The following is a 22,571-nucleotide window of genomic DNA, read 5'->3' as shown; positions in this document are numbered from 1 at the left end:
ATCTTCAGCCTGGAGCAAGGGAAGGCCTCTATGCTTGGAAGCAAGAGCCAACTTGAGAGAAATGGAGCTGAACTGGAACCTATGAACACTCAACCAATTATCGAGACACAGCAATTGACCAAGACCTATGGGGGAACGCCCCGGGTGGATCAGGTAAATCTAAAGGTGCAGCAGGGAGAGATTTTTGGCTTCCTGGGTCCGAATGGAGCAGGGAAGACGACTACGCTCAAGATGCTGCTGGGACTGGTGCAACCCACCCAAGGAACCGTTAAGCTGTTCGGCCAAGAGCTGCGGAACCACCGGCTGGAGATTCTGAACCGGACGGGTTCCCTGATTGAGTCGCCTTCCTATTACGGACATCTGACGGGCCTTGAGAATCTGAGAGTCATGCAGCGGCTGCGCAGCCTGCCTGCCAAAAATATTGATAAGGTATTGCAGATTGTCCGGCTGGATAATCACCGGCACAAGCCTGCCGGGCAGTATTCACTCGGAATGAAGCAGCGCCTGGGTCTGGCTATGGCCTTGCTGGCTTTCCCGAGTCTGCTGATTCTGGACGAGCCTACGAATGGGCTCGATCCTGCGGGGATCGGAGAGATCCGGGAGCTGATTAAATCCTTGCCTGCCCAGTATGACATGACGATTGTGGTATCCAGCCACCTGTTGTCGGAGATTGAGCAGACTGCTACATCGGTTGGCATCATCAGTGACGGCAAGCTGCTGTTCCAGGGGGCGATGGCTGCGCTTCAGGCGCAGAACCGGGCGGCGGTTCACTTTCGGATCGATGATCCCGCCCGGGCAGTCCGGATACTGTCGGAGCACGGGTATAGGCCCATAATGCAGGAGCGGCAGCTGGTGTTCAGCGCCATGCCGGACTCTGAGGTGGCCCGGGTCAATGAAATTCTGGTGTCCGGCCAGATTGCTGTGAGCCGGATCGTGGAGTCGAGGAAGAGTCTGGAGGATATCTTCCTGGATCTTACCGGAAAGGAGCGGAGCCTGTGATGAAAGCCTTGTTCCTGGAATACTACAAAATCCGGAGGAGAAAGGTATGGGCGATGCTGACCCTCTTTCTGGCCGCCGAGCTGGGCTGGGCGGCCATGTCCATGAGCATCTCGATCTCGCGGAGTGCGGACAATGCTACCTGGGAAGCGCTGATTTTCAGCCTCTCGTCCATGAACGGGCTGTTCCTGCCGATTCTGTCGGCGATTGTGGTGTCAAGGATTTGCGACATGGAGCATAAAGGGGATACCTGGAAAATGCTGATGACTACTTCTGTCGGACGCCAGACGGTGTATGCCGCCAAATTCTTCTGTGCCGGAAGTTTGATCCTTTACGGCATTCTGGCCCAGGTTGTTTTTATTGCCGGCTTCGGTATGTTCCATAGACTCGCAGAACCGCTTCCGGCAGGCCTGCTGCTGCAGTTCACTGCGGGTACTCTGATTGCCAGTCTGCTGATTATTGCGATGCAGCAATGGATATCGCTGGCGGTGAAGAATCAGGCATTTGCCCTGTGTCTTGGCATGCTGGGCGGGTTCCTGGGGACGACCGCAAGCTTGTTCCCTGCCGCTGTCCGTCAGTTAGTCGTCTGGTCTTATTATTTGGATCTCAGTCCGGTGACTTATGTGTATAAGGCTTCATCAGGAACCTATGTTACCGGAAGCATGCCTCTGATTCAGTTAAGTGCAGCTCTGATACTGACACTGGTTCTGTATGTTGCCGGGAATACCCATGTCTCCAAACAATCGGTCTAAGGAGGAGAACTTATGCTTAGAAGTGTTGCTGCCGAATGGCCCAAGCTGCGCCGCTCGCGGATGGGGCTGGTGCTGGTCAGTCTGCCTGTGGTCAGCCTGATGATCGGCTGTGCTAATTTTGTGATGAACCGGGAGGCCTTACAGGGAGAATGGTATAGTCTATGGACTCAGGTAAGCTTATTTTATGGAGAGTTCTTCCTGCCGATTCTGATTGCCATCTGCTGCGCGTTTGTCTGCCGGCTGGAGCATGTGAACCGGAACTGGAACATGATCCTGGCTGCTCCGGTATCCATAACCAGTCTCTTTATAGCCAAGCTTGTTATTGTGGGCGTGCTGATTGCCGGAGCGCAGACGCTATTCCTTCTAATGTATTGGACGGCAGGACAGATGCTGTCTTTGACGGGGGACTTTCCAATGGACATCATCCTGTGGACCCTGCGCGGCTGGGTGGCTTCGCTGAGTATTGCTGCCCTGCAGCTCGGCTTGTCCATCCGTATCCGCAGCTTTGCCACACCCATCGGAATCAGTCTATGTGCGGTTTTTGTCGGGCTGGGCCTGTATGTGCTCAAGCTGGGGCTGCTGTTCCCATATTCGCTGCTGACCATTGGCATGGGCGTGCTTACCCAGCGCGGACTGACGGCTATGGAGAATCTGCTATTCTTTCTGATGAATGGAGTGTACCTTGTAGTTCTGTCAGTCTGGTCGATCCGCAGGCTGAGGTATAATGATGCGGGTTGAGCCCTGCCTGAACGATGGGAAACGGACAATGCATTCACTTGTTCCGGTATTCCTGCGGCGTACAGCCATAATGCTTCTTAAAGATTTTAATGAAGTGGGGAGGAGCCAGGAAACCAAGCTGCCCGCTGACTTCCGTGATTTTGAGGTCGGTGCTGCGCAGCAGGTGAACGGCCCGCTCCATTCGGGTATGGTACAAATAATCGCCGATTGTTTCGCCGGACACGGTCTTATACACTTTGGATAAATATACAGGATGCAGCTTCACATGGTCTGCAACCGTCTGAAGGGAGATCCCTTCGGCAAGATGCTCCTGGATGAATGTCCGAACCTTGGAGGCGATCTTCTGGTGGGAATCCTCAACCTGACGGGAGGCCTTTGCGCGCAAGGCAGCGATCTGCTTCTCGGCCCACTGGAAAATTCGCTGTCTTGAAAGCTGCGATTTCTTCCGCAGGAGCAGGTAGAACTCTTCACCGAGCTGGGTTTCCACATCTCCTTCCCCGGAGGAGAACGTCACGGCGAAGGAGGATGATAGATATAGAAGCGTTGTAAATAACTGGTCATGTGTCGGTTCGTTGTCAAGCTCGCTCACGGACAGAATCCGGCCGATCTTGGCAAGGGCCTCATCCCAGTTTTCCGATTCCAGTAAGGAAGGAAGAAGAGGGGGGAGGTGCAAATGGTTGAGGTTTTGCCCTTGCGATTGTGACTCGGATTCGTCAATTGTAATGAAGTAGCTTTTATTTTTGCCGACATTTCTTATAAGTGAGGATACAGAGGCTAGGTATGTTTCTGATATGTTCTCAGGGAATGTCTGGATGTTGCTTAGACAAATCGAAAGGGAGCCTGACAGGAATTTTTGCACGTTGTTTTGTACCTTGACCGCATAAGAATCGATTAGCGAAAGGTCTGGCGCTTCGTTGCTTTTGATCAGAAAAACAAGATAGCCTTGCTCGGTATTGCAATGCCATAGCTCGAAGAGCTCCTGAAACACCTCTTCGGTGATGTTGCCGACAGCGAACTCCAGAAGGGACAGCGATTGAAGATTGTATCTGGAGAAATCCTCCTCCAACCGGATGAGCATCAGCATATAGGAGTCGCCCGGGAGGAACGAGATATCAAGCATGGCCAGGCGTTCCTCCAATATGTCGGCCTGCATCGGTTTGTTCTGGAGCAGGTCTGTGAGCAGCTGGCTGCGCAGCAGCGGCTTGTTGGCGTGCAGCGTATGTTTAATCCGTTGGAAGGAGCTGATTTCGGCCCATTCCAGCTCAATATCGGTTATCGCCTGCCCAACGGCATGCGTCAAGGCAGCGATGTCAACCGGTTTTAACAAGTAACGGATTGTTCCATACTGAATCGCCTTCTGGGCATATTCGAATTCGTCATGTCCGGATAAGATGATGCACCTGATCTTGCGGGAGAAATGCCGGATGCGTTCGATGAGCTCAAGACCGTCCATCTCCGGCATCCGAATATCGGTAATGATGATATCAATGGCATGTCTCGTCGCGGTCTGGAGTGCTTCTTGGGCCGAGTAAGCCCGGTGCACCTCTTCAATGCCGTATTCTTCCCATGGAATGGTAAGTGCTAAGCTATCGACAACTGATGTTTCATCATCGACAATAAGTAATTGATACATACGGGGCCATCCTCCTAATCTTTCCTCTTGGGCCAATGCAGAATAACACATAAGCCGCCTAAAGTGCTGGGTTCGATCTCCATGCGGGAGGGCGCATCGAAATAAATCTGCATGCGCTGCCCGATATTCCACAACGCGCAGCCCATTTCCTCCCCGGGTGGCTGCTTGATACGTGTCATCAATTGTTGGATGCTTTCGCCCGACATTCCAATGCCGTCGTCCTCAACGATGAGCTGGTAATGGCCGGTGTCTTCGATTCCGGTAATCCGGATCAGCCCCTCGCCTTGCTTCTTCTCAATCCCGTGAATGACACTGTTCTCCACCAGAGGCTGCACCAGCAGCTTCGGTACGGACAGCAGCTTCATCGAATCGGGCACCCTGATTTCGTAATTCAAACGTTCCATGCGCAGACACAGAATGTTTAAGTAGTTCCCGACGACTCCCAATTCCTTCTCCAGTGTCGTCGTCGGCTTGTCCAGCCGGGTGGTGTACCTGAAATATTGAGCGAGATTCTGCGTCATCGCGGTGACAGCCTCGTCATTGCCGAGGCGCGTCATATTGTCGATGAAGAACAAACAATTATACAGAAAATGCGGATTGATTTGCGCTTGCAGCTGTTTAACCAAGGCTTCCCGCGACATGATTTTCTCCTTATATACCTTCTCGATCAAGTCCTCGATCTGCGCGGCCATCTCGTTAAAGTTAATATAGAGATAATCGAATTCGTTGTGGCTGCGTCTTACAATCCGGTGCGAAAAATCTCCGTGCTTCAGCAGCCTCACGCCCTTAAGCAGCTCGAGAATCGGAATTTGTACCTTCCTGTACAGGAACAGTGCTGTTACCACGCCGCCCATAAAGAGCATAGCGCAAGCGGCGTAGAAGTAATTCCGGGTTCTCTCAATAGGCCGCAGTGCTTCGTCCAATGGCAGATAATCTACCAAGTACCACCCCAGCTTGTCGGATTGCAGGAAATTGACCATATATCCGATCCCGCCTACCGTTATGATTTCAGAGCCTTCCATTCGATTGTTCAGGAGAGGCAGCAGCTGCGGCAAGAGCTCGTTCACTTGGTCGTCGCCCGAGTAGCCGCTTAGAATAACGGAGTCACCCTTGCGGTAGAAGAACGAATTATTACTGCTGCTGTCGGACCTGCTCAGCATTGCACGCAGATTATCCTGGGGGAAAGTAACCCGAATGGAGTACGACGGATGAATCCTATAAGCAACGAACTGCCCGGATTGTGTCTCCAATGTCCATTGATTATCCGGCGTAGCCTGCGGAGGGCTGCTGTCGGAGGATGGGGAGCCGATCCATTGATGCAGCAGGGAAGAATAGATGGAAATCTGATTGTTCCATCCTTCAGAGAAGCTTTGCAGCTTCATTTTGTCCGTCAGATCCTGAATCAATTTAATTTGATCATATTTGTCCATTAGATCGATGGAGGGCAGCAGGCCGACCTTAGAATCCGTCTCCAGCGCGGTAGCTACCATCGAGAGTTGTCCTACGTTATGATCCAGGTTCTGTATTAGAAAACGCATCCTGTTCAAATTGTTAGTTTTGATATCCTCTTTCACGGTGGTAAGACTGGTATTAATGGTGACTGTGTACATAACCATCACAATGACTGTGGATAGCAGGATGAGCGAAAGGATCGTATAGAATGTCCGGTACTGCTTGAACATGAGGCATCTTTCCTTCATTAGATAGACTGGTGTACACCCATTGTAGGATTCCTTATGTCTTTTTACAATGTCCCCCGGAGCGGATATTAAGATCGCGTTATTCACCTTTGGATCGCGCTATATCTGTATGGAGTTTAGGGGTCTTACAATAAAGGAGACATAGAAATTCATTTCACAGGGGGAGCTTATGGAAACCTATATTAACACATCATCCAAGAAAGCGGTGCGCCTGAAAAAAGTGCACAGAAATGACAGCTGGCATCTCTACCTAATGCTGCTTCCTGCTGTTGTGCTGACCGCTATATTTGTTTATGCACCCATGGGAGGCCTTGTCATGGCGTTCCAGGACTACAAACCTTATCTGGGCATCACAGGCTCCAAATGGGTCGGACTCGATCAATTTAAGTTCCTGTTCGAGTATCCGGACAGTGTTCAGGTGATCTGGAATACACTTCGGATCTCAGTGCTCAAGCTGATTTTCGGATTGATCTCAACGTTAACCTTCGCCTTGCTTATCAATGAGGTGCGCGTAAAATTTGTACGCAGTGCGGTTCAAACTCTGGTATTTCTTCCCCACTTCCTGTCGTGGGTCGTGCTTGGAGGTGTCTTCATTGAATTGTTGAACCCGGATTACGGGCTGGTCAACCGGCTGCTTCAAGCATTAGGTATGCAACCGATCTTCTTCCTTGGCGATAATAACTGGTTTTTGTTTACTCTGGTATCGAGTGAGGTATGGAAGGAATTCGGGTATGGATCGATTATCTTCATTGCGGCTTTGGCAGGGATTAACCCGGCCCTTTACGAAGCGGCGCAGCTGGACGGGGCAGGGAAGTGGCGGCAAATGCGGAGTATTACGCTCCCGTCACTTCTGCCCACGATTTGTGTAGTCTTTACGCTGTCGCTGAGCCAGGTGCTCAATGCCGGATTCGATCAGGTATTTAACCTGTATAACTCTCTGGTGTATGAAAAAGGAGACATTATCGACACGTTCGTTTACCGAATCGGTTTGATTGGCGGCAACTTCAGCTTTGGTACGGCAATTGGGTTATTCAAGTCTGTTGTGGGCTTGTTCTTGATCATCGGAGGCTACAGGCTGGCCTATAAAGTGGCAGGCTACAAAATATTCTAAGGAGCGTATCATATGCATGCAACTAGAACGAAAGAACGATGGTTTTATTCCATAAATAATCTATTCATGCTGTTTCTGGCAGCGATTTGTATTTTACCTCTCATCCATGTCGTATCCATTTCATTGAGTTCAAGCCCTGCTGTCCTGTCGAACCAGGTGACATTTTGGCCCATTGGTCTCAATTTTAACGCTTTTGAGAAAACGCTGGGGGACCCCCGTTTACTCAACTCCCTCTGGGTATCCATGCAGCGGGTCTTTCTAAGCTTGTCCCTGGGCTTGCTGATCAATTGTTTGGCGGCATATGTTTTATCGAAAGAAGGGGGACGGGGCGGAATTGCCGGGTATAAAGCGTTTGTAGCTTTTTTCGTCATCGCTATGCTCTTTAATGGAGGGATGATCCCCACTTACCTGGTTGTGACCAAGGTGGGGCTCTACAATTCCATTTGGGCGCTTGTGCTTCCAAGCTTGGTGAATGTCTTTTATTTAATCCTGATTATGAACTTCTTCAAGGCATTACCGAAGGAGCTGGAAGAAGCGGTCTTCATGGATGGTGCCAATCATTGGCAGGCTTTTTCGAAATTGTTCTTGCCGCTCTCGCTTCCGGTACTTGCGACGGTTGGATTGTTCACGGTTGTTCATGACTGGAATGAATGGCTTGCCGGTTCGATCTATATGAAGGCGGATAATCTTCCGCTTAGCTCGTTCCTGAAGACGATTATCGCCGTTCCGATGGTGAACGGGAATAATGCCGCAGACATTGCCAAATTAAACAGCCGTTCGATCAGTTCTGCACAAATTCTGGTTGGAGCGCTGCCCATCCTGCTCATTTATCCGGTGCTGCAGAAGTTCTTTACGAAGGGCTTGGTGATTGGGGCGGTCAAGGAGTAAGCACAAAATCATGGATATTGTGGAGGTCACGAGAATGATAGGAACATGGCATGCGATAGTGGAAACGAAGATTGCCAAGCTGAAAATTACTTTCAGCATAAAGGATACAAATGGAGAGTATTCCATATCGGCAGTAGTGGAATCCTTCCCGGTAGCATTGGATTTCGATCACGTTACAGTGGAAGGCAGCGGTCTGCGGGCATCCGGGAGAGCGAAGTCCCTGCAGGAGGGGGAGGCTTACCTTGAACTGATATTCTCACAAAATAAGTTCACAGGAACTCTTAATATTCCAACTTTTGGAACCCTTTCCTTGGCGGGAGAGCGTGGCCCAGGGACATCTTTGACTGATTTGTTAGAACAAGAACTGGACCAGTATCGTATGACTGGAGTCGTGGAACGAACAGAGGAGAGTATTGCGGCAGCTGTGGAGCAACTGCTCGGCCAGTTGTCCTTGCAAGAGAAAGTGGGGCAAATGAGCCAGTGCCTGGCGTCGGACTTCTCGTTTGGGGAGGAGGTTGCTTCTGAACCGCCGGAGAAGCTCGTTGCAGAGGGGAAGGCCGGTTCCATTCTCGGGGCTTTCGATATCAACCGTGTGCTTGAGCTGCAGCGTATTGCTGTTGAGCAATCACCGCATAACATCCCGTTATTCTTCAATGCCGATGTCATTCACGGCCATCAGACCATCTTTCCGGTGCCACTCGCCTGGTCTTGCAGTTGGGATACAGAAGGAATTCAGCGGGCATGCGCGATTGCGGCAAAAGAAGCTTCCTCCGCAGGCATTACCTATAATCATGGCCCGATGGTAGACATTACGCGTGATCCGAGATGGGGCCGTGTCGTTGAAGGTGCAGGAGAAGATCCTTATTTGGGCGCCCGGATTGCAGAAGCACAAGTAAGAGGCTTTCAGGGCAATTCCCTATTTGATCAGGACACGATTATTGCCTGCTTAAAGCATTTTATCGCCTATGGTGCGGCGGAGGGCGGCCGTGATTATAATACAGTCGATATCTCGGAAGGCACGCTAAGGAATGTTCATTTGCCTCCGTTCCAAGCGGGAATTCAGGCCGGTGCCGGCTCGGTCATGAATGCATTCAATATTTATCAAGGCGTTCCGGCGGCTGGAAGCAAGTTCCTGATGAAGGATTTGCTCAGGAACGAGCTCGGCTTCGATGGCATCCTGCTTTCCGACTATGGGGCTATCGAAGAAATCTCGATTCATGGCTGCGCCGAGGATGAGGCCGAAGCTGCCCGAATGGCGCTTGATGCTACGATGGATATCGAGATGGTAACCCGCGCATTTGCGAACCAATTACCGAAATTGATCGGGGAAGGCATCGTGAAGGAAGAGCAGCTGGATGAGGCAGTCCGGCGTATTCTCACCTACAAATATAGAATCGGCATTATGGATGATCCATTCCGGTATATCCGGCCGAAGAAAGCACTGGAGTGTCAGTTCTCTGAGGAACATCTGCAGGAGAGCAGGGCGCTTGCGCGTAAATCGATCGTGCTGCTCAAGAACGACGGAGTTCTTCCATTGAATGCAAGTTCCGGTACGGTTGCGTTGATCGGTCCGTTCGCAAGAAGCAAGGATTTGCTGGGTACATGGCAATTCTCGAGACATGGGAATGCGACGGTTACCCTGGAACAAGGTGTAACGGAAGCTGTTAGCGGAAGACGGGTGTTCATTGCCGACGGCTGCGCAGTTGACCAGCCCATTGACGGTGGATATGAGGCTGCACTGCAGGTTGCTGAAGAAGCGGATGTAATCGTATTGGCGTTGGGAGAATCCAGCCGGATGAGCGGAGAAGCCGCTTCCCGTATGAATATTACACTCCCTGAGGTTCAATTGAAGCTGGCCGAAGAGATAGCGAAGCTCGGCAAGCCGACGGTGCTGGTCTTAACGAATGGGCGTCCTTTGATACTGGATTGGTTCGATCGTCATGTCAATGCTATCGTGGAGACCTGGTTTCTGGGGTCCCAAGCTGGACATGCTATCGCCGACGTGTTATTCGGCCAGTATAATCCTTCGGGAAAACTGACGATGAGCTTCCCTAGGCATGCAGGTCAAATTCCAGTCTATTATAATCATTTCAATACGGGAAGACCGGCATCACAGGAGAAGCACTTCAGTTCCAAATATTTGGATGGTTCCAATGATCCGCTGTATCCGTTCGGATTCGGGTTAAGCTATACTACCTTTGACTATTCGGAGATTAAGCTGGATAAGCATGTACTGAAGCGGGCAGACAGTCTGACAGTTCAAGTTACAGTTGCGAATACGGGGCAGGCTCAGGGTGAAGAAATCGTTCAGCTGTACATTCAGGATATCTGCGGCAGCGTCGTCCGACCGGTCAAGGAGCTGAAGGGCTTCGAAAAGGTATGCTTATCCCCAGGTGAAAGCAGGGAAATCCATTTTATAATTACGGAAGAGGATCTGAAATATTATGCCGCGGATCTTACCTTCAAAGCGGAAGCCGGTGATTTCAAGATTTATGTGGGTCCGAATTCGCGGGATGTTCAAGAGGTGAGCTTTCGGCTGGAATAAGTGACACCTATGTTTGGATTAGGTTATCTGAAGTTAAGAATGCGTTATATCTGTGGAGTGACAGCGATTTTATAATCAAAGGGTAAGATAGAAAACAAATACGGGGGGTTCAGTATGAATCACACAAGAAAGAAGTTGTCAGCATTACTCGCAGCAGTCCTCATGTTAGGAACACTGGCGGCTTGCTCCGCGCAAGACAAAAACTCGGATGCAGCAAGTCCGGAGAGCACGGCCGGAGCGGAGTTAAACATCGTAAACGGCAAGATTGAGCCTGCGGTCACCATAAAAACCATCAGAGCTGAGGATCCGACCGGGAGCTTCAGAGAAGGAGAGAGCTGGTCTGATAATGTACACACGCGCTGGGCTAGAGATACACTTGGAGTCAATATTGAAACCTTGTGGGGATCGGCCATGGCGGATGGGTCATACAATACGAAATTAAAGCTGATGCTTTCTGCCAATGATACATTACCGGATGTATTCGTCGTCTACGATAAAGATGTTGCGAACATGTTTATCGAATCTGGCAAAGTGCTGGATGCAGGGGCTGCTTTTGAGAAGTACGCCTCTCCGGTCTGGAAGGAAGCGATGGCTGAGAATGAAAGGGCATGGCTTCCGTTTACCAGAGACGGACAAAAATTCGGCATTCCGATTATCAGTAATTCGATGGGAAGCCAATCCGCGATGTGGATTCGCCAAGATTGGCTGGATAAACTGAATTTGAAGGCTCCCACGACCGTTGAGGAATTGGAGCAGGTCATGGATGCCTTCGCGAACCAAGATCCTGACGGCAATGGACAGAAGGATTCGGTTGCGCTGGCGTTCGGCATGAAGGATAAAGTTAGCGGCTATGTCATTGGAGATGGATCGTGGATTTATGGGTTGTTTGGAGCAATTCCTGAAAGATGGTATCCGGGAGAAGACGGCAAACTTCAGTACGGATCTGTTCAACCCGGTGTGAAGACAGCGCTCTCGAAGCTTAAGGAATGGAAAGACAAAGGTTATATTGCAACCGATGTCGCGCTTCATGATATCAATAAAATGGTGGAATTGGTTGCTGGGGGGAAGGTGGGTATCATTGGCGGCCAAAGCTGGTTTATGACCTATCCGGGAGCGCTGGCGCTTGGCTCGAATCCGAATGCAATGTTTACCCCGTTCCCGCTTCCTAAAGGGGCCGATGGTACGAATATGAGAACTGTCAATGATCCTTATAACGGTGTTATCCTGATCAGCAAGGATATATCGGAAGAAGCGCTTCAAGCCTTATTTCACTACCAGAATAAGATGTTTTCCGCTTATGAAAGTGACGATCCGTTTATCTTCAAAGGTTACCAAGAGGGCTACGACTATGTAATCAAAGATGGTAAGGCTACCGCTGATACCAAGGATATTCCCGGCGGCAAAATAGGGACGGACAAGTATACGCTGACGGGTGTATATGCCATGTATCCATCTAAAATGTTGGCAGTTGATCTCAAACTGGCAAGAGGTGAGGAACTGACCAATAATGATCTGGCAGTCTTGGCGAATGTCGGGATCGTATCGGGTGATATTACTCCATTGGACATGACGACAAGAAAAGGATTACTGGTTATTTCTGAACAAACATCCGCGGATGTACCGGATTATTTCCAGGGTCCAACTACAGACACGATGTTATCCAGAAGCGAGCTGCTTAAGAAGCTTCAAATGGACACTTATACAGAAATTCTATATGGGAAGAAGCCGGTGGAAGCTTTCGATGAGTTCGTCAGTAAGTGGAAATCCTCCGGTGGTGACGAAATCACGAAGGAAGTCAACGAATGGTATGATTCTGTAAAATAATACGGTGTAACGGCCTTGGTTAAGAAATTCCAGGGCCGTTTTAAATGAGATTGAACTCATATATTGGATTGTAACTCTTCCCCGCTACGACCCCAAAAATCTGTGAAGGAGAGAATTAGGATGGAGAAAGAAATTCCTACTGCCATAACACAAGGTGATGTTTTGTTTGATATAGATGAGGTTGATGGACAAATTTCCATGTTCGACCGGAGCTTTGCGGGAAGCATTGTTCTTCCGCTGTTCAGGAAAATGGATGAGACTATTAAGGGGAAAGTCACGGTGAACGATATCGAGCTGGACAGGGTCTGGTTGCGCACGTTCACGCAAATAAAAAATACACAGGTGCTTGGATTGCCTGTACGTCACATCATACGGGAGTATGGAAGGACATATAAGGTTCGAATCGAGGGATTCGTAGACATGACAGGGGTTATGATGGAGCCGCAAGAGATCACCGTTACGACTCTGCCCCGTAAAGAACCCGTATCCGGATATGAAGAGCATGACCGTGTGGCGTTAGAGGCCGCCAGAGAGGGCATTGTGCTGCTTAAGAACGAAGGCAATATACTTCCACTAAGCAAGGGTGAGCTGCTGAATGTGTTTGGCACCGGCTTGTTCGATTTTCGCGCGGGTACTGTAGGTGCGGGTAAAATTAACCCCCGATACCTGATCAGTATGATTCGGGCCATTGAGGAGCACAGCGAGTTCACTTTGAATTCTGAAGTCCAGGCCTTATATGGAAACGGAACAGAAACACTACCAGACAAGGGGATTTTGGAATCCGCATATCGGCAGTCTAAGGTTGCCCTGATCGTGATCTCCAGGAGATCCGGAGAATATCTGGACAACAGTGCCGTCCCGGGCGAGTATTACTTGTCTTCCGACGAGGAGGCAATGATTAGCGCTGTCTCCGGAACCTTTGAACAGACGATTGCTATTGTGAACTCGGGGTATCCGATGGATATGGCCTGGGTGGAGAAGTATAACATCAAGACGCTGATCAATTGCGGATTTGCCGGGATGTTCGGCGGGCTGGCTTTGGTTGAAATTCTTGACGGAAGAGTTAATCCTTCAGCCAAGCTGCCCGATACATGGAGCTATGACTATTACGATCATCCGGCAAGCCGCAACTTCTATGATGCTGTGGACGGGAAGCCGGTTCTGAACAGCAGCTTGCCGCAATTTGTAGACACTTATTATGAAGAGGATATCTATGTGGGATACCGTTATTTCGAGACATTCCGGAAAGCGGTAGCCTACCCCTTCGGATTCGGGCTTAGCTATACGACCTTTGGCCTGAATATCAGCAGCTTGGAGCATGGCGATGAGGGAACGACATTGAAGGTGCAGGTTAAGAATACAGGAAATACCTCAGGGAAAGAGGTCGTCCAGGTATACGCAGAAGAGCCGGACGGAAAGCTGGAGAAGCCGTCCCGTAAGCTGATTGCTTTTGCCAAGACGGAAGCCTTGAAGCCTGGTGAAACGCAGGAGATTATTTGCCATATTCCTATTGTACGTTATGCTTCCTTCGACTCAGATACGGCTTGCTGGCTGATGGAAGAAGGCCGCTATATCATCTGGGCGGGTACATCAGTGATGCATGTGCAAAAAGCCGGAGAATTCGAGCTCACAGAGAATCGTACGCTGAAGAAAGTCGTTAACCGAATGGTCCCTCCTGTTCCTATTCAGACGCTGTCCAAGCTTGATCCCGAAGCGACCTATCCCCAAGGGGCCTTCTCCGGGTTAAAGCCGGATGCTACTGAGCTTACACCGAAGGCGAATCGTCCGAAATATCAAGATAAGTTGCCGGTTGCCACAGAAGTACCGGACACCATTATTAAATTTACGGATGTGATAAAGCAGCCGGAGCGGCTGGACAGCTTTGTGAAGCAGCTTTCCGACGAAGAGCTGGCACGATTGTCTGTGTGCGGATCCAGCGGCTGGGGCATGCATGAGAAGGGCGAGGCCGGAAGGGTATTCCTGCTGGACCGCTATGATATGAAGCCTTTTGTGGTCGCCGATGGCAACAGCGGGGTTAATCTGAAACAACCGAATATAGGGATGCCGACCAGTACTGTCGTATGCTCTTCATGGAATACGAAATTATCCTATGAAGTAGCCAGAGTCATAGCCGAGGAAGCATCGGAAAATAACATTCATATGATCCTCGCTCCAGGGATGAATATTCACCGGAATCCGCTTAACGGCCGTCACCCGGAGTACTTCTCCGAAGATCCTTACCTTACAGGCATGATGGCAGGTTATTTCAGCAAAGGTCTGGAAGAGCACGGGGTATCCAGCTGCTTGAAGCATGTTGTTGCGAACAACTGCGAGACAGTCCGCAACCGCAATCACAGCTTGATCACGGAGCGCGCACTGAGAGAGATCTATCTGAAAGCCTTCGAGGTGGCGCTTGAAGTCCATCAGCCGGATTCCATCATGACGGGGTATAACGCAGTGAACGGCGTGTTTGCAGCCGCCGATGAAGAGATGATTCAAGGCATCTTCCGGGAAGAACTCGGATTTGGCGGGTATGTCATGACGGATTGGGGATCTTATGAAACCGCAGATATAGTTGAAGCTGTACAGGCGGGGAATTGCTGGATGACGCCGGGTACGAACGACGACACGTATGTTCTCCCCATTGTGAATGGCGTGAATGAAGGAAGAATTGAGCGGGTTCGTCTGGAGAAGAACGTGTGGTATCTTCTCAAAGTCGTTCTTAAGAGGGCACAGGGCTAAGGAACAGCATACCATTTATCAGAAATGAGGAGAAGTTTATGGGGAGAAATATCCGTGAAATCGTGGAACAGCTGACGCTTGAGGAGAAGGCGGGACTATGCTCCGGAGATACATTCTGGACGACGAAGGCGGTTCTGCGTCTCGGCATTCCTTCAATTATGATGACGGACGGTCCGCATGGTATTCGGAAGCAGGCTGGAGCGGCAGATCATCTCGGACTGAACCAAAGCGTGCCGGCGACCTGCTACCCTTCGGCGGCCGGATTAGCAAGCTCATGGAACCGGGAATTGATTCGCAGCGTCGGGGAAGCGCTGGGGAAGGAGGCTCAGGCAGAAGGGGTTTCGATTCTGCTGGGCCCGGGTGCGAACATCAAGCGTTCGCCGCTGTGCGGCCGGAATTTCGAGTACTTCTCTGAAGATCCATATCTGACCGGCGAACTGGCGTCTGCACATATTGAGGGCGTACAGAGTCAGGGGATCGGCTCGTCGATCAAGCATTTCGCCGTGAACAACCAAGAGCATCGCCGTATGACGGCAGATGCAATCGTAGATGAACGGACGCTTCGGGAAATCTATTTGCCCGGCTTCGAGATCGCTGTGAAGAAAGCTCAACCCTGGACTGTCATGTCTGCTTACAATCGTGTAAACGGAACCTATTGCTCAGAGAATGAGGCATTATTAACTTCTATCCTGAAGGAAGAATGGGGCCATGAGGGAATCGTGGTGTCGGATTGGGGGGCTGTGAACGAAGCTGCTGCAAGCGTTGCTGCAGGTATGGAGCTGGAGATGCCGTCGAGCCATGGAATCGGGCAGAAGAAGATCATAGCGGCAGTGGAAAGCGGGGAGCTCGGTGAAGAGGTCCTGAACCGTTCGGTGGAAAGGCTGTTGACGGTTATTTTCAAGGCTGCAGACCAGAAGCAATCGGGTGCTGCATACGATCAAGAGGCTCACCACCAATTGGCGCGTGAAGTCGCGCGGGAAACGATGGTGCTGCTGAAGAATGAGGATCAGCTGCTGCCTCTGGTGAAGACGGGCAAGATTGCGATCATCGGCGCGTTGTCGGAGCGGGTACGTTATCAAGGCGGCGGGAGCTCTCACGTGAATCCCACCAGGCTTGATTCGATTCAAGAGGAGATCAGGAAAGCGGCAGGCGAAGGTGCAGAGATAATTGTCGCACAAGGCTATGATCTGGATAGTGATGACAGTGATGAGGTGTTGCTGGACGAAGCAAAGCGAATCGCGGGCGAAGCGCAAACCGCTGTTCTGTTCATCGGCTTGCCTGACCGGTATGAATCGGAGGGCTACGACCGGAAGCATCTGGACTTGCCGGCGAATCAATGCCGCCTGATCGAACAAGTCGCGTCCGTCCAGCCGAATATCGTAGTGGTGCTGAGCAACGGAGCCCCGGTGGTTATGCCTTGGCTCGGGCGGGTAAAGGCAGTGCTGGAAGCATATTTGGGCGGACAGGCGCTGGGCGGAGCTATCGCCGACCTGCTGTTCGGCGACGCGAATCCAAGCGGAAAGCTGGCCGAGACATTCCCTAAGCATGTGAAGCAGAATCCGTCACATCCATATTTTCCAGGGGAAAGGGATCGGGTTGAGTACCGGGAAGGATTGTTCGTCGGATACCGGTATTATGAAGCGAAGGATATCGAGCCGCTATTCCCTTTCGGTTACGGCTTGAGCTATACAACATTCGAATACAGCAATCTGAAGCTGGCCTCGAAGGAGATTACAGACCGGGATACGCTGCAAGTCAGCGTAGATGTGAAGAATACGGGCAGCCGGTCCGGCAAGGAGACGGTTCAGCTGTACGTCCGCGACGTGGAATCCGGCGTTATTCGTCCGGAGAAAGAATTGAAGGGCTTCACGAAGGTAGAATTAGCGCCCTCTGAGACGAAGACGGTAACGTTTACGCTAAATAAACGCAGCTTTGCCTATTACAACGTTGACCTGAGCGACTGGCACGTGGAATCGGGTGAGTTCGAACTGTTGATCGGAAGTTCCTCCCGGGATATTGCAAGCCGGACTTCTGTTACAGTTCAATCGACGCAAGAATTCATCGCACCGATCCACCGGAATACAACGATTGGCGAGCTGATGGGCAATCCGAAGACCGCACCGATTCTTGAGCAGCTGAGAAACAGGAACAAGCAGACGGGATTTGCACCCTCCGACGCCGTTTCATCTGAGATGATGGCTGCCATGCTCCGGGATCTGCCGCTGCGCACGTTCTTGTCCCTTGTTGGAGGGGAGATGAACGAGGAACTGCTGCCCGAGCTGCTAGACCAGTTGAATCAGGTAGCAGGTTCGGTTCAATGAGTGTGTGAAGATAAGAAATGAAGGAAGAGTATTTGCCGGATCTGATCTGACTTGATCCACTCATATGTTATAACAGTAAAAGCTAAACAGAGCAGCGATTCTCCTGTGATTGGAGGCTCGCTGCTCTGTATTTTCGCTCAAAATGTTTCTAGTTGAATGTCAGTTGTAGAGCTGCCGGTTATTATTTGCTCATATCGTAATCCGGCATTCCAATGGTAGAGAACCACTGACGGATCTGCTCCTGGTCCTTGGAGAAGGTAAGGCCCAGCTGAAGCAGGATTCTTGCCTTTTGCGGGAGTAGATCGCCTGCACCGATGATGCCTTTGGCTCCGGTGTCGTATACTGCCCCTGAGCCTGCTCGCGTAGCGCTTACGAATAGAACACCCTTCTCGATAGCCGCCGTACGGGCTGCTTGCTGCGCGGTAGAGATCCCGCCGGCACCATGGCCCGCCGTTACAATCCCTCTAACTCCTTCATTAGCCAAGGCTGTAATGGGCGCAGCGGAGGCTTCTGTATAGCTGTATACAACATCAACCTTAGCCAAATCCTCTGGCTGGATCGTACTGAGATCAAAAGGAGTTTTCCACTTCTCTGTTCCGGCATCCCTGACGCGGGCTGGCGCACGAACCGCACGAATCCGGTTCTCGTCTACCGTTCCCAGAGCGCCGTACCGGCCCCCGTCAAAGGTATCCAGGCGCAGCGCATCCGTCTTGGTAACTTCCCTGGCTGCAAAGAATTCATCGTTCATCATCAAAACTGTACCATAGTAAGTGGTTTTCTGACTTGCAGCCAGCCGGATTGCATTCAGCAGATTAGCTTCTCCGTCGAAGGAGATCGTATTGGATTGTCGCATGGACCCGGTGAAGATAACAGGCTTGGGACTGCGGACAGTGAGATCAGTCCAGTAAGCCAACTCTTCCATGATGTTGGTGCCGGTAGTAACAACTACAGCATGAACAGCCGGGTTGGCCAGTTCCTTGTCGATAGCGATGGTAAGGTTGTATAAGTCCTTGGAGGTGGTTTGCGCCGAGCTGATATTGCTTAGCTCTGTACTGGTGACATTGGCTATTTTGGATAGCTCGGGCTGTAGTCTTTGGATAATATCATTAATGGGTACCTTTGGCGTTCCGTACGTCTGAAACAGCTCTCTGGAAGGAGAAGTGGAGGTGATGGTTCCTCCGACACCGACTACTACGACATTCGGTATGATTCTCCCGGGAGTGGTGACTTCGGCGGCCTTCGTGATAGAAGGGAAGGATAACATGGTGAAGAGAACCAACAGAGCGGTAAAGAGACTTAGACTTCTTTTGTGCATAAGATTCATAAGTGACCTCCTCTTAATTTGATTTCTGTGTAAGTATATATGACATTATTCATAATTGTCAAAATGATAATTTTACTTATATGTAAAATAAATTCATAAATATGCATAAAAATTTAATAAAAATTAATTTTATGTGATTATACAAAACATATAAATGACACATACTTTACATTTAAGTCCGTAACGATGAGCGATCGCCCATCAGGTGTATAGAGGGAAATTCATCTGGAGCTGCAATTGCCGCACAAAAAGGCCGCTTTCATGCTCTTCCCCTCCTTAAAGCTGACGCGGATGGGTAGGGCAATAAAAGCGGCCGCTGCTTCACAACCTGCCTGTGGGAATGCGGTCAATCGTCCGGATGCCCATTGCTCATCCAGCTGTCCACACGCAGATCCCCAGTATAATCCTCGCGCGCAGAGATTTCAGCAAGCTTCTGCTCAGCTTCTTCACGAGTGGTGAAGCCGCCGATGACAGCAGCGAAATCACCAGAGGCTGTCTTCAGGAAGGTAACATCGTCATCCAGATAGATCTCTTCCAGGATAGCCAGTGATTCTCCCGGAGGCATTCCTTCACTGCGTACATAGTAGACTTCCTTAGATGCAGGGGCCTTGCCCTCTGCTGTCAGCTTCAGCTCAAGCGTACCCGGATTGCTGTATTCGGTAAGGGTATGGCGGGTACCTTCCTTCAGTTCAACCACGAACCGCGTGGCGGAATCATCCAGGATGATATTTCTGTACACATCACTGACCAGCGGAGAGGCCAGGATATCCTGTTCCAGCGCATCATAATCGAAGCTGCGGACACCGTTAAAGGTGAAGATCAGACGGTCCGGAGCCTCACTCTGGTCGACTGTATAGGAAGGTACACTTGCGGCTGTATCGCCTTCCTGATCGAATACAATGCGGACGGTATCCTCTGCAGTAACGGTGCTCACGGCGGCTCCGTCGGTCCGCTCGCCTCCAGTCCCGAATTGCAGCACCTTCACGATGCTTCCGACTACGGGAACCTTAGACAGGGCGTTTGCTACATCGGGAATATTAACGACAAGCAGGCAGGCAATGATGGCTGCGGCCAGCGAGCTGTATCGTTTCAGCCGGACTGTTCTTCTCCGGGCCACTGCCTTTCTCTGCGCTGCCTCCAGAATGTCTCCAAGCTGTGTGGGAATTTCAATCTGTGCATAGCGGTCTTTTCCTGTCATATTCCCTCGACCTCCCCATCCTTTAAGTGAGCCTTCAGTTTGCCGATTATCTTGTAGAACCTGGTCTTGACGGTGTTCTCCGGCAGCTCCAGAATGTCCGCCATATCCTTAAAGCGCAAATCCTCAAAAAATTTCAGGATAATATACGCCTTCTCTTCCGGCAGTAGTCTGTCAAGAGCCTGGTACAGATCCAGCTTCTCTTCCAGTGGAACTGCATGCTCATCCCCGGTATAGCTCTGCGGGTGATCCTCCATGTAAGTCACCCGTTTGTTTCGGTTAAGATGGTCAATAGCGGTGTTGATGACAATCCGGGTCATCCAGGTCTCGAAATACTGCGGTGTCTTCATCCGTCCGAACGCAAGATACCCCTTATAGGTAGCCTCCGAGACAATTTCTAGCGCTTCATGCTCGTTTTTAACATAACAGTAGGCCTTGCGGAACAGGTTGTTCCGGCAGTCTTGAAGTTGTTCAGCGAATGGTTGGTATACTTGCGGCTGGGCTTTCAGTTCTTTCACTCCTTTATTGGCTTCTTGAAGCATTTGATTGACCATTAGACCGTCAAGGGGTGAAAATAGTTTCAACATCCTGCAAAAAGAATAAACCTGCGGGCACAGAGCCGCAGGCTGTAAAAGATTCTCGCTGAAACGGTACCGTTCTTTAAAAGGACGGCAAAGCCGTTTCCATTTGTCCCGAAGATTACCTTGTCTCCAGATAGGCGATGCCCAGCGCTCCAGTGACCGGATTGCGGTAGGTCTCACACTCCACATCGAAGACCTCGCGGATTAATTCCTTCGTCAGAATATCCTCCGGGGCTCCGCAGGCCGCGACCCGGCCTTCCTTCATAACATACAGATAGTCGCAATATTCAGCGGCCAGGGTGAGATCATGGAGGGCGGCGAGAATGCCGATATCCAGCTTTCGGACGATATTCAGAATCTGCAGCTGGTATTTGATATCCAGATGGTTGGTCGGTTCGTCCAGAATCATGAATTCCGGCTGCTGGGCCAGCACACGCGCCAGAATGACCCGCTGCTTCTCGCCGCCGGATAAGGAATTATAGCTGCGGCCAGTATGCCCCTCCAGATTGACCTTGCGGAGTGCGGCCGAGACAATGTCAGCGTCCTGCTGGCTGTCGGTTTCCAGCATGCCTTTGTGGGGCGTCCGGCCCATTGCCACCATCTCACGAACGGTGAAGTCGAAGCTCAGCTCGTTGAACTGGCCGACTACGCCCAGCTTCCGGGCAACAAGCTTCGGGCTGGCCTTGATCACATTAAGCTCAGAGAGGAAGACATCGCCCTGGCGCGGTTTAATGACTTTATAGATGCTCTTGAGCAGCGTCGATTTGCCGCAGCCGTTCGGGCCGATCAGACCGACGAATTGCTTATTTTGCACCCTCAGCGAGACCTCCTGCACAATCTTCGCCTCACCGAAAGAGACGCTTAGCCGTTCAACATTCAGATTCATCAGCTTTTCCCTCCGAAGGCATAGCCTTTTCTAATCAGCATGTACATGAACATCGGCGCGCCAATCAGGGCGGTAATGATCCCGATCGGCAGCTCCACATTCGGGACGATGGTCCGGGCAATGACGTCCGTCCAGATCAGGAAGATCGCCCCGAACAGAATCGACGCCGGCAGCAGCCTGCGATGGTCCGAGCCTACCAGTCCCCGCACCAGATGGGGGATAATCAGTCCCACGAAGCCGATCATCCCGCAGCTTGCTACCATAACGCCGGTAATCAGCGCTGTGAGAATCATGTAGACTCTGCGGTAGGCACCCAGATGAATGCCCAGCGTAACCGCCGCCTCATCTCCTAGCAGCATGGCATTCAGCACACGGAACTGCGAGAGGAACAGGATAACGGCGAGGATGACGGTGACCGAGATCAGCGGCAGCTTGTCCCAGCTGGAGGCGGCCAGGCTGCCCATCGTCCAGAAGGTAACTGTCTTAATGCCTTCGGCATTGTTCGCGAAATAGACAATGAAATTGGCAAAAGCGGTACATAAAGCGTTAATGACCATCCCGGCCAGCACCAGCTTGACGGAGGTCATTTTGCCGCCCGCACTGGCAAGTGTGAGGACCAGCAGAGATGCGCCAACCGCCCCTGCAAAAGCCCAAAAGGCGACTCCCGACTGGCCGAGCAGCCCCATCGAGCCGAAGCCGATCAGGATGGCGAAGGTTGCGCCCAGCGAAGCGCCGGAGGAAATACCGAGTATGTATGGATCAGCCAGGGGATTCTGTACCGCCGCCTGCATGATCGTCCCGCACAGCGTAAGTCCGGCGCCGATGAACATCGCCATCAGGACGCGCGGGAAGCGGATTTTCCAGATAATATCCACGAAAGAACCGTTCGTCAGCTCCTGCATATCTCCAATCTGGATGCCTGTGATGTGATGAAGCAGAATCCGGTAGGATTGGGAGACAGGAATGTCCACCTGTCCGAAGGAGACCGCAGCCCCGGCAGACAGCAGGGTGATAATGAACAGGACGCCTATAACAGCCATGAAGCCGTAACGGGAATGAATGAGAGATTGCTTAGGCTGTGAAGGTACGGCTAGATCAGTATGCATGACAATGGGAAGGCTCCTTTACATTAAAAGATTAGTATGGACGGACTCATCAGAAGACACTGTGAGCAGAATATCGTAACATGTTTTTAAATATAAAGGATATTGAGAACGATTGTCAATGATAATAATTCTCATTGACATGCTGTCCAACTTTCTATATTCTACGGAGGTATCCCCTGCAAGGCTATGGGCTTAATGCCCTACCCGCAGGATAACTAACATACATACA

Annotated in this window: 16 protein-coding genes; 9 read left to right on the top strand and 7 right to left on the bottom strand. The window is 50.9% G+C overall.

Translation table 11 applies throughout. The annotated features are described in order from the left end of the window. The first annotated feature begins 81 nt into the window (after positions 1–81). Genes C173_RS13325 through C173_RS13315 form a run of 3 tightly spaced genes read left to right on the top strand, consistent with a single transcriptional unit; the run spans position 82 to position 2,486 of the window. Complete coding sequence (locus C173_RS13325; protein ID WP_036725544.1) at positions 82–999, top strand: ABC transporter ATP-binding protein; 918 nt, start codon at positions 82–84, stop codon at positions 997–999. Further along, positions 996–1,748 (top strand): ABC transporter permease, encoded by a 753-nt coding sequence (locus C173_RS13320; RefSeq protein WP_036725462.1) that lies wholly within the window; start codon positions 996–998, stop codon positions 1,746–1,748. Before C173_RS13325 ends, C173_RS13320 begins: the two co-directional genes overlap by 4 nt. Before the next feature lie 12 nt (positions 1,749–1,760). Beyond that, positions 1,761–2,486 (top strand): ABC transporter permease, encoded by a 726-nt coding sequence (locus tag C173_RS13315; protein ID WP_036725460.1) that lies wholly within the window; start codon positions 1,761–1,763, stop codon positions 2,484–2,486. 34 nt (positions 2,487–2,520) lie between these two features. Here the strand turns inward: C173_RS13315 and C173_RS13310 are convergent, their stop codons facing one another. Both C173_RS13310 and C173_RS32865 read right to left on the bottom strand, forming a co-directional pair. Then, entirely contained in the window at positions 2,521–4,119 is a 1,599-nt protein-coding gene (locus tag C173_RS13310) for a response regulator (RefSeq protein WP_036725458.1), read from the bottom strand. A gap of 14 nt (positions 4,120–4,133) precedes the next feature. Then, a complete protein-coding gene (locus tag C173_RS32865) occupies positions 4,134–5,819 on the bottom strand; it encodes a sensor histidine kinase (RefSeq protein WP_081751158.1) in 1,686 nt (561 codons plus the stop codon). Between the two features lie 211 nt (positions 5,820–6,030). Between C173_RS32865 and C173_RS13300 the strand changes: the two genes are divergently transcribed. The 6 genes from C173_RS13300 to C173_RS13275 all read left to right on the top strand — a co-directional run bounded on the left by C173_RS13300 (position 6,031) and on the right by C173_RS13275 (position 17,250). Then, on the top strand, positions 6,031–6,930 hold the full coding sequence (locus C173_RS13300; protein WP_036725541.1) for an ABC transporter permease: 900 nt from the start codon (positions 6,031–6,033) through the stop codon (positions 6,928–6,930). Positions 6,931–7,173: 243 nt separating this feature from the next. Beyond that, positions 7,174–7,818, top strand: coding sequence for a carbohydrate ABC transporter permease (locus C173_RS34475; RefSeq protein ID WP_051478029.1), 645 nt, complete (start codon positions 7,174–7,176; stop codon positions 7,816–7,818). A 34-nt stretch (positions 7,819–7,852) separates the two neighbouring features. Next, positions 7,853–10,363, top strand: a complete 2,511-nt coding sequence (locus C173_RS13290) for a glycoside hydrolase family 3 N-terminal domain-containing protein (RefSeq protein ID WP_051478038.1) — start codon at positions 7,853–7,855, stop codon at positions 10,361–10,363. A 114-nt stretch (positions 10,364–10,477) separates the two neighbouring features. Then, positions 10,478–12,187: a hypothetical protein gene (locus C173_RS13285; RefSeq protein ID WP_036725454.1), complete on the top strand. Its 1,710-nt coding sequence runs from the start codon at positions 10,478–10,480 to the stop codon at positions 12,185–12,187. Positions 12,188–12,307: 120 nt separating this feature from the next. After that, on the top strand, positions 12,308–14,929 hold the full coding sequence (locus C173_RS13280) for a glycoside hydrolase family 3 protein (protein WP_036725453.1): 2,622 nt from the start codon (positions 12,308–12,310) through the stop codon (positions 14,927–14,929). 38 nt (positions 14,930–14,967) lie between these two features. Then, entirely contained in the window at positions 14,968–17,250 is a 2,283-nt protein-coding gene (locus tag C173_RS13275) for a beta-glucosidase family protein (protein ID WP_036725451.1), read from the top strand. Positions 17,251–17,431: 181 nt separating this feature from the next. On the opposite strand, the gene C173_RS13270 is transcribed toward C173_RS13275, so the two are convergent. The 5 genes from C173_RS13270 to C173_RS13250 all read right to left on the bottom strand — a co-directional run bounded on the left by C173_RS13270 (position 17,432) and on the right by C173_RS13250 (position 22,342). Beyond that, complete coding sequence (locus C173_RS13270; RefSeq protein ID WP_036725449.1) at positions 17,432–18,574, bottom strand: asparaginase; 1,143 nt, start codon at positions 18,572–18,574, stop codon at positions 17,432–17,434. A 346-nt stretch (positions 18,575–18,920) separates the two neighbouring features. Then, on the bottom strand, positions 18,921–19,772 hold the full coding sequence (locus tag C173_RS13265; RefSeq protein WP_036725447.1) for a hypothetical protein: 852 nt from the start codon (positions 19,770–19,772) through the stop codon (positions 18,921–18,923). Next, positions 19,769–20,323, bottom strand: coding sequence for a sigma-70 family RNA polymerase sigma factor (locus C173_RS13260; RefSeq protein WP_442792641.1), 555 nt, complete (start codon positions 20,321–20,323; stop codon positions 19,769–19,771). The genes C173_RS13265 and C173_RS13260 overlap by 4 nt, the downstream gene beginning before the upstream one ends. Before the next feature lie 145 nt (positions 20,324–20,468). Next, positions 20,469–21,236 (bottom strand): ABC transporter ATP-binding protein, encoded by a 768-nt coding sequence (locus C173_RS13255; RefSeq protein ID WP_036725446.1) that lies wholly within the window; start codon positions 21,234–21,236, stop codon positions 20,469–20,471. Next, a complete protein-coding gene (locus C173_RS13250; protein ID WP_036725444.1) occupies positions 21,236–22,342 on the bottom strand; it encodes a FecCD family ABC transporter permease in 1,107 nt (368 codons plus the stop codon). The genes C173_RS13255 and C173_RS13250 overlap by 1 nt, the downstream gene beginning before the upstream one ends. Between the last annotated feature and the right edge of the window lie 229 nt (positions 22,343–22,571).

Origin of the sequence: Paenibacillus sp. FSL R7-277 (assembly GCF_000517965.1) — a bacterium.
Taxonomy (GTDB): Bacteria; Bacillota; Bacilli; order Paenibacillales; family Paenibacillaceae; genus Paenibacillus_AQ; species Paenibacillus_AQ silagei.
Note: the sequence above shows the minus strand (reverse complement) of the source record. Positions and strands in the feature narration are given on the sequence as shown.

Bases quoted from the DNA above. Each gene is read 5' to 3' on its own strand.
- C173_RS13260 (WP_442792641.1), bottom strand. From the start codon at position 20,323: ATGGTCAATCAAATGCTTCAAGAAGCCAATAAAGGAGTGAAAGAACTG.
- C173_RS32865 (WP_081751158.1), bottom strand. From the start codon at position 5,819: ATGAAGGAAAGATGCCTCATGTTCAAGCAGTACCGGACATTCTATACG.
- C173_RS13315 (WP_036725460.1), top strand. From the start codon at position 1,761: ATGCTTAGAAGTGTTGCTGCCGAATGGCCCAAGCTGCGCCGCTCGCGG.
- C173_RS13280 (WP_036725453.1), top strand. From the start codon at position 12,308: ATGGAGAAAGAAATTCCTACTGCCATAACACAAGGTGATGTTTTGTTT.
- C173_RS13325 (WP_036725544.1), top strand. From the start codon at position 82: ATGAACACTCAACCAATTATCGAGACACAGCAATTGACCAAGACCTAT.
- C173_RS13285 (WP_036725454.1), top strand. From the start codon at position 10,478: ATGAATCACACAAGAAAGAAGTTGTCAGCATTACTCGCAGCAGTCCTC.
- C173_RS13310 (WP_036725458.1), bottom strand. From the start codon at position 4,119: ATGTATCAATTACTTATTGTCGATGATGAAACATCAGTTGTCGATAGC.
- C173_RS13250 (WP_036725444.1), bottom strand. From the start codon at position 22,342: ATGCATACTGATCTAGCCGTACCTTCACAGCCTAAGCAATCTCTCATT.
- C173_RS13265 (WP_036725447.1), bottom strand. From the start codon at position 19,772: ATGACAGGAAAAGACCGCTATGCACAGATTGAAATTCCCACACAGCTT.
- C173_RS13255 (WP_036725446.1), bottom strand. From the start codon at position 21,236: ATGAATCTGAATGTTGAACGGCTAAGCGTCTCTTTCGGTGAGGCGAAG.
- C173_RS34475 (WP_051478029.1), top strand. From the start codon at position 7,174: ATGCAGCGGGTCTTTCTAAGCTTGTCCCTGGGCTTGCTGATCAATTGT.
- C173_RS13290 (WP_051478038.1), top strand. From the start codon at position 7,853: ATGATAGGAACATGGCATGCGATAGTGGAAACGAAGATTGCCAAGCTG.
- C173_RS13275 (WP_036725451.1), top strand. From the start codon at position 14,968: ATGGGGAGAAATATCCGTGAAATCGTGGAACAGCTGACGCTTGAGGAG.
- C173_RS13270 (WP_036725449.1), bottom strand. From the start codon at position 18,574: ATGAATCTTATGCACAAAAGAAGTCTAAGTCTCTTTACCGCTCTGTTG.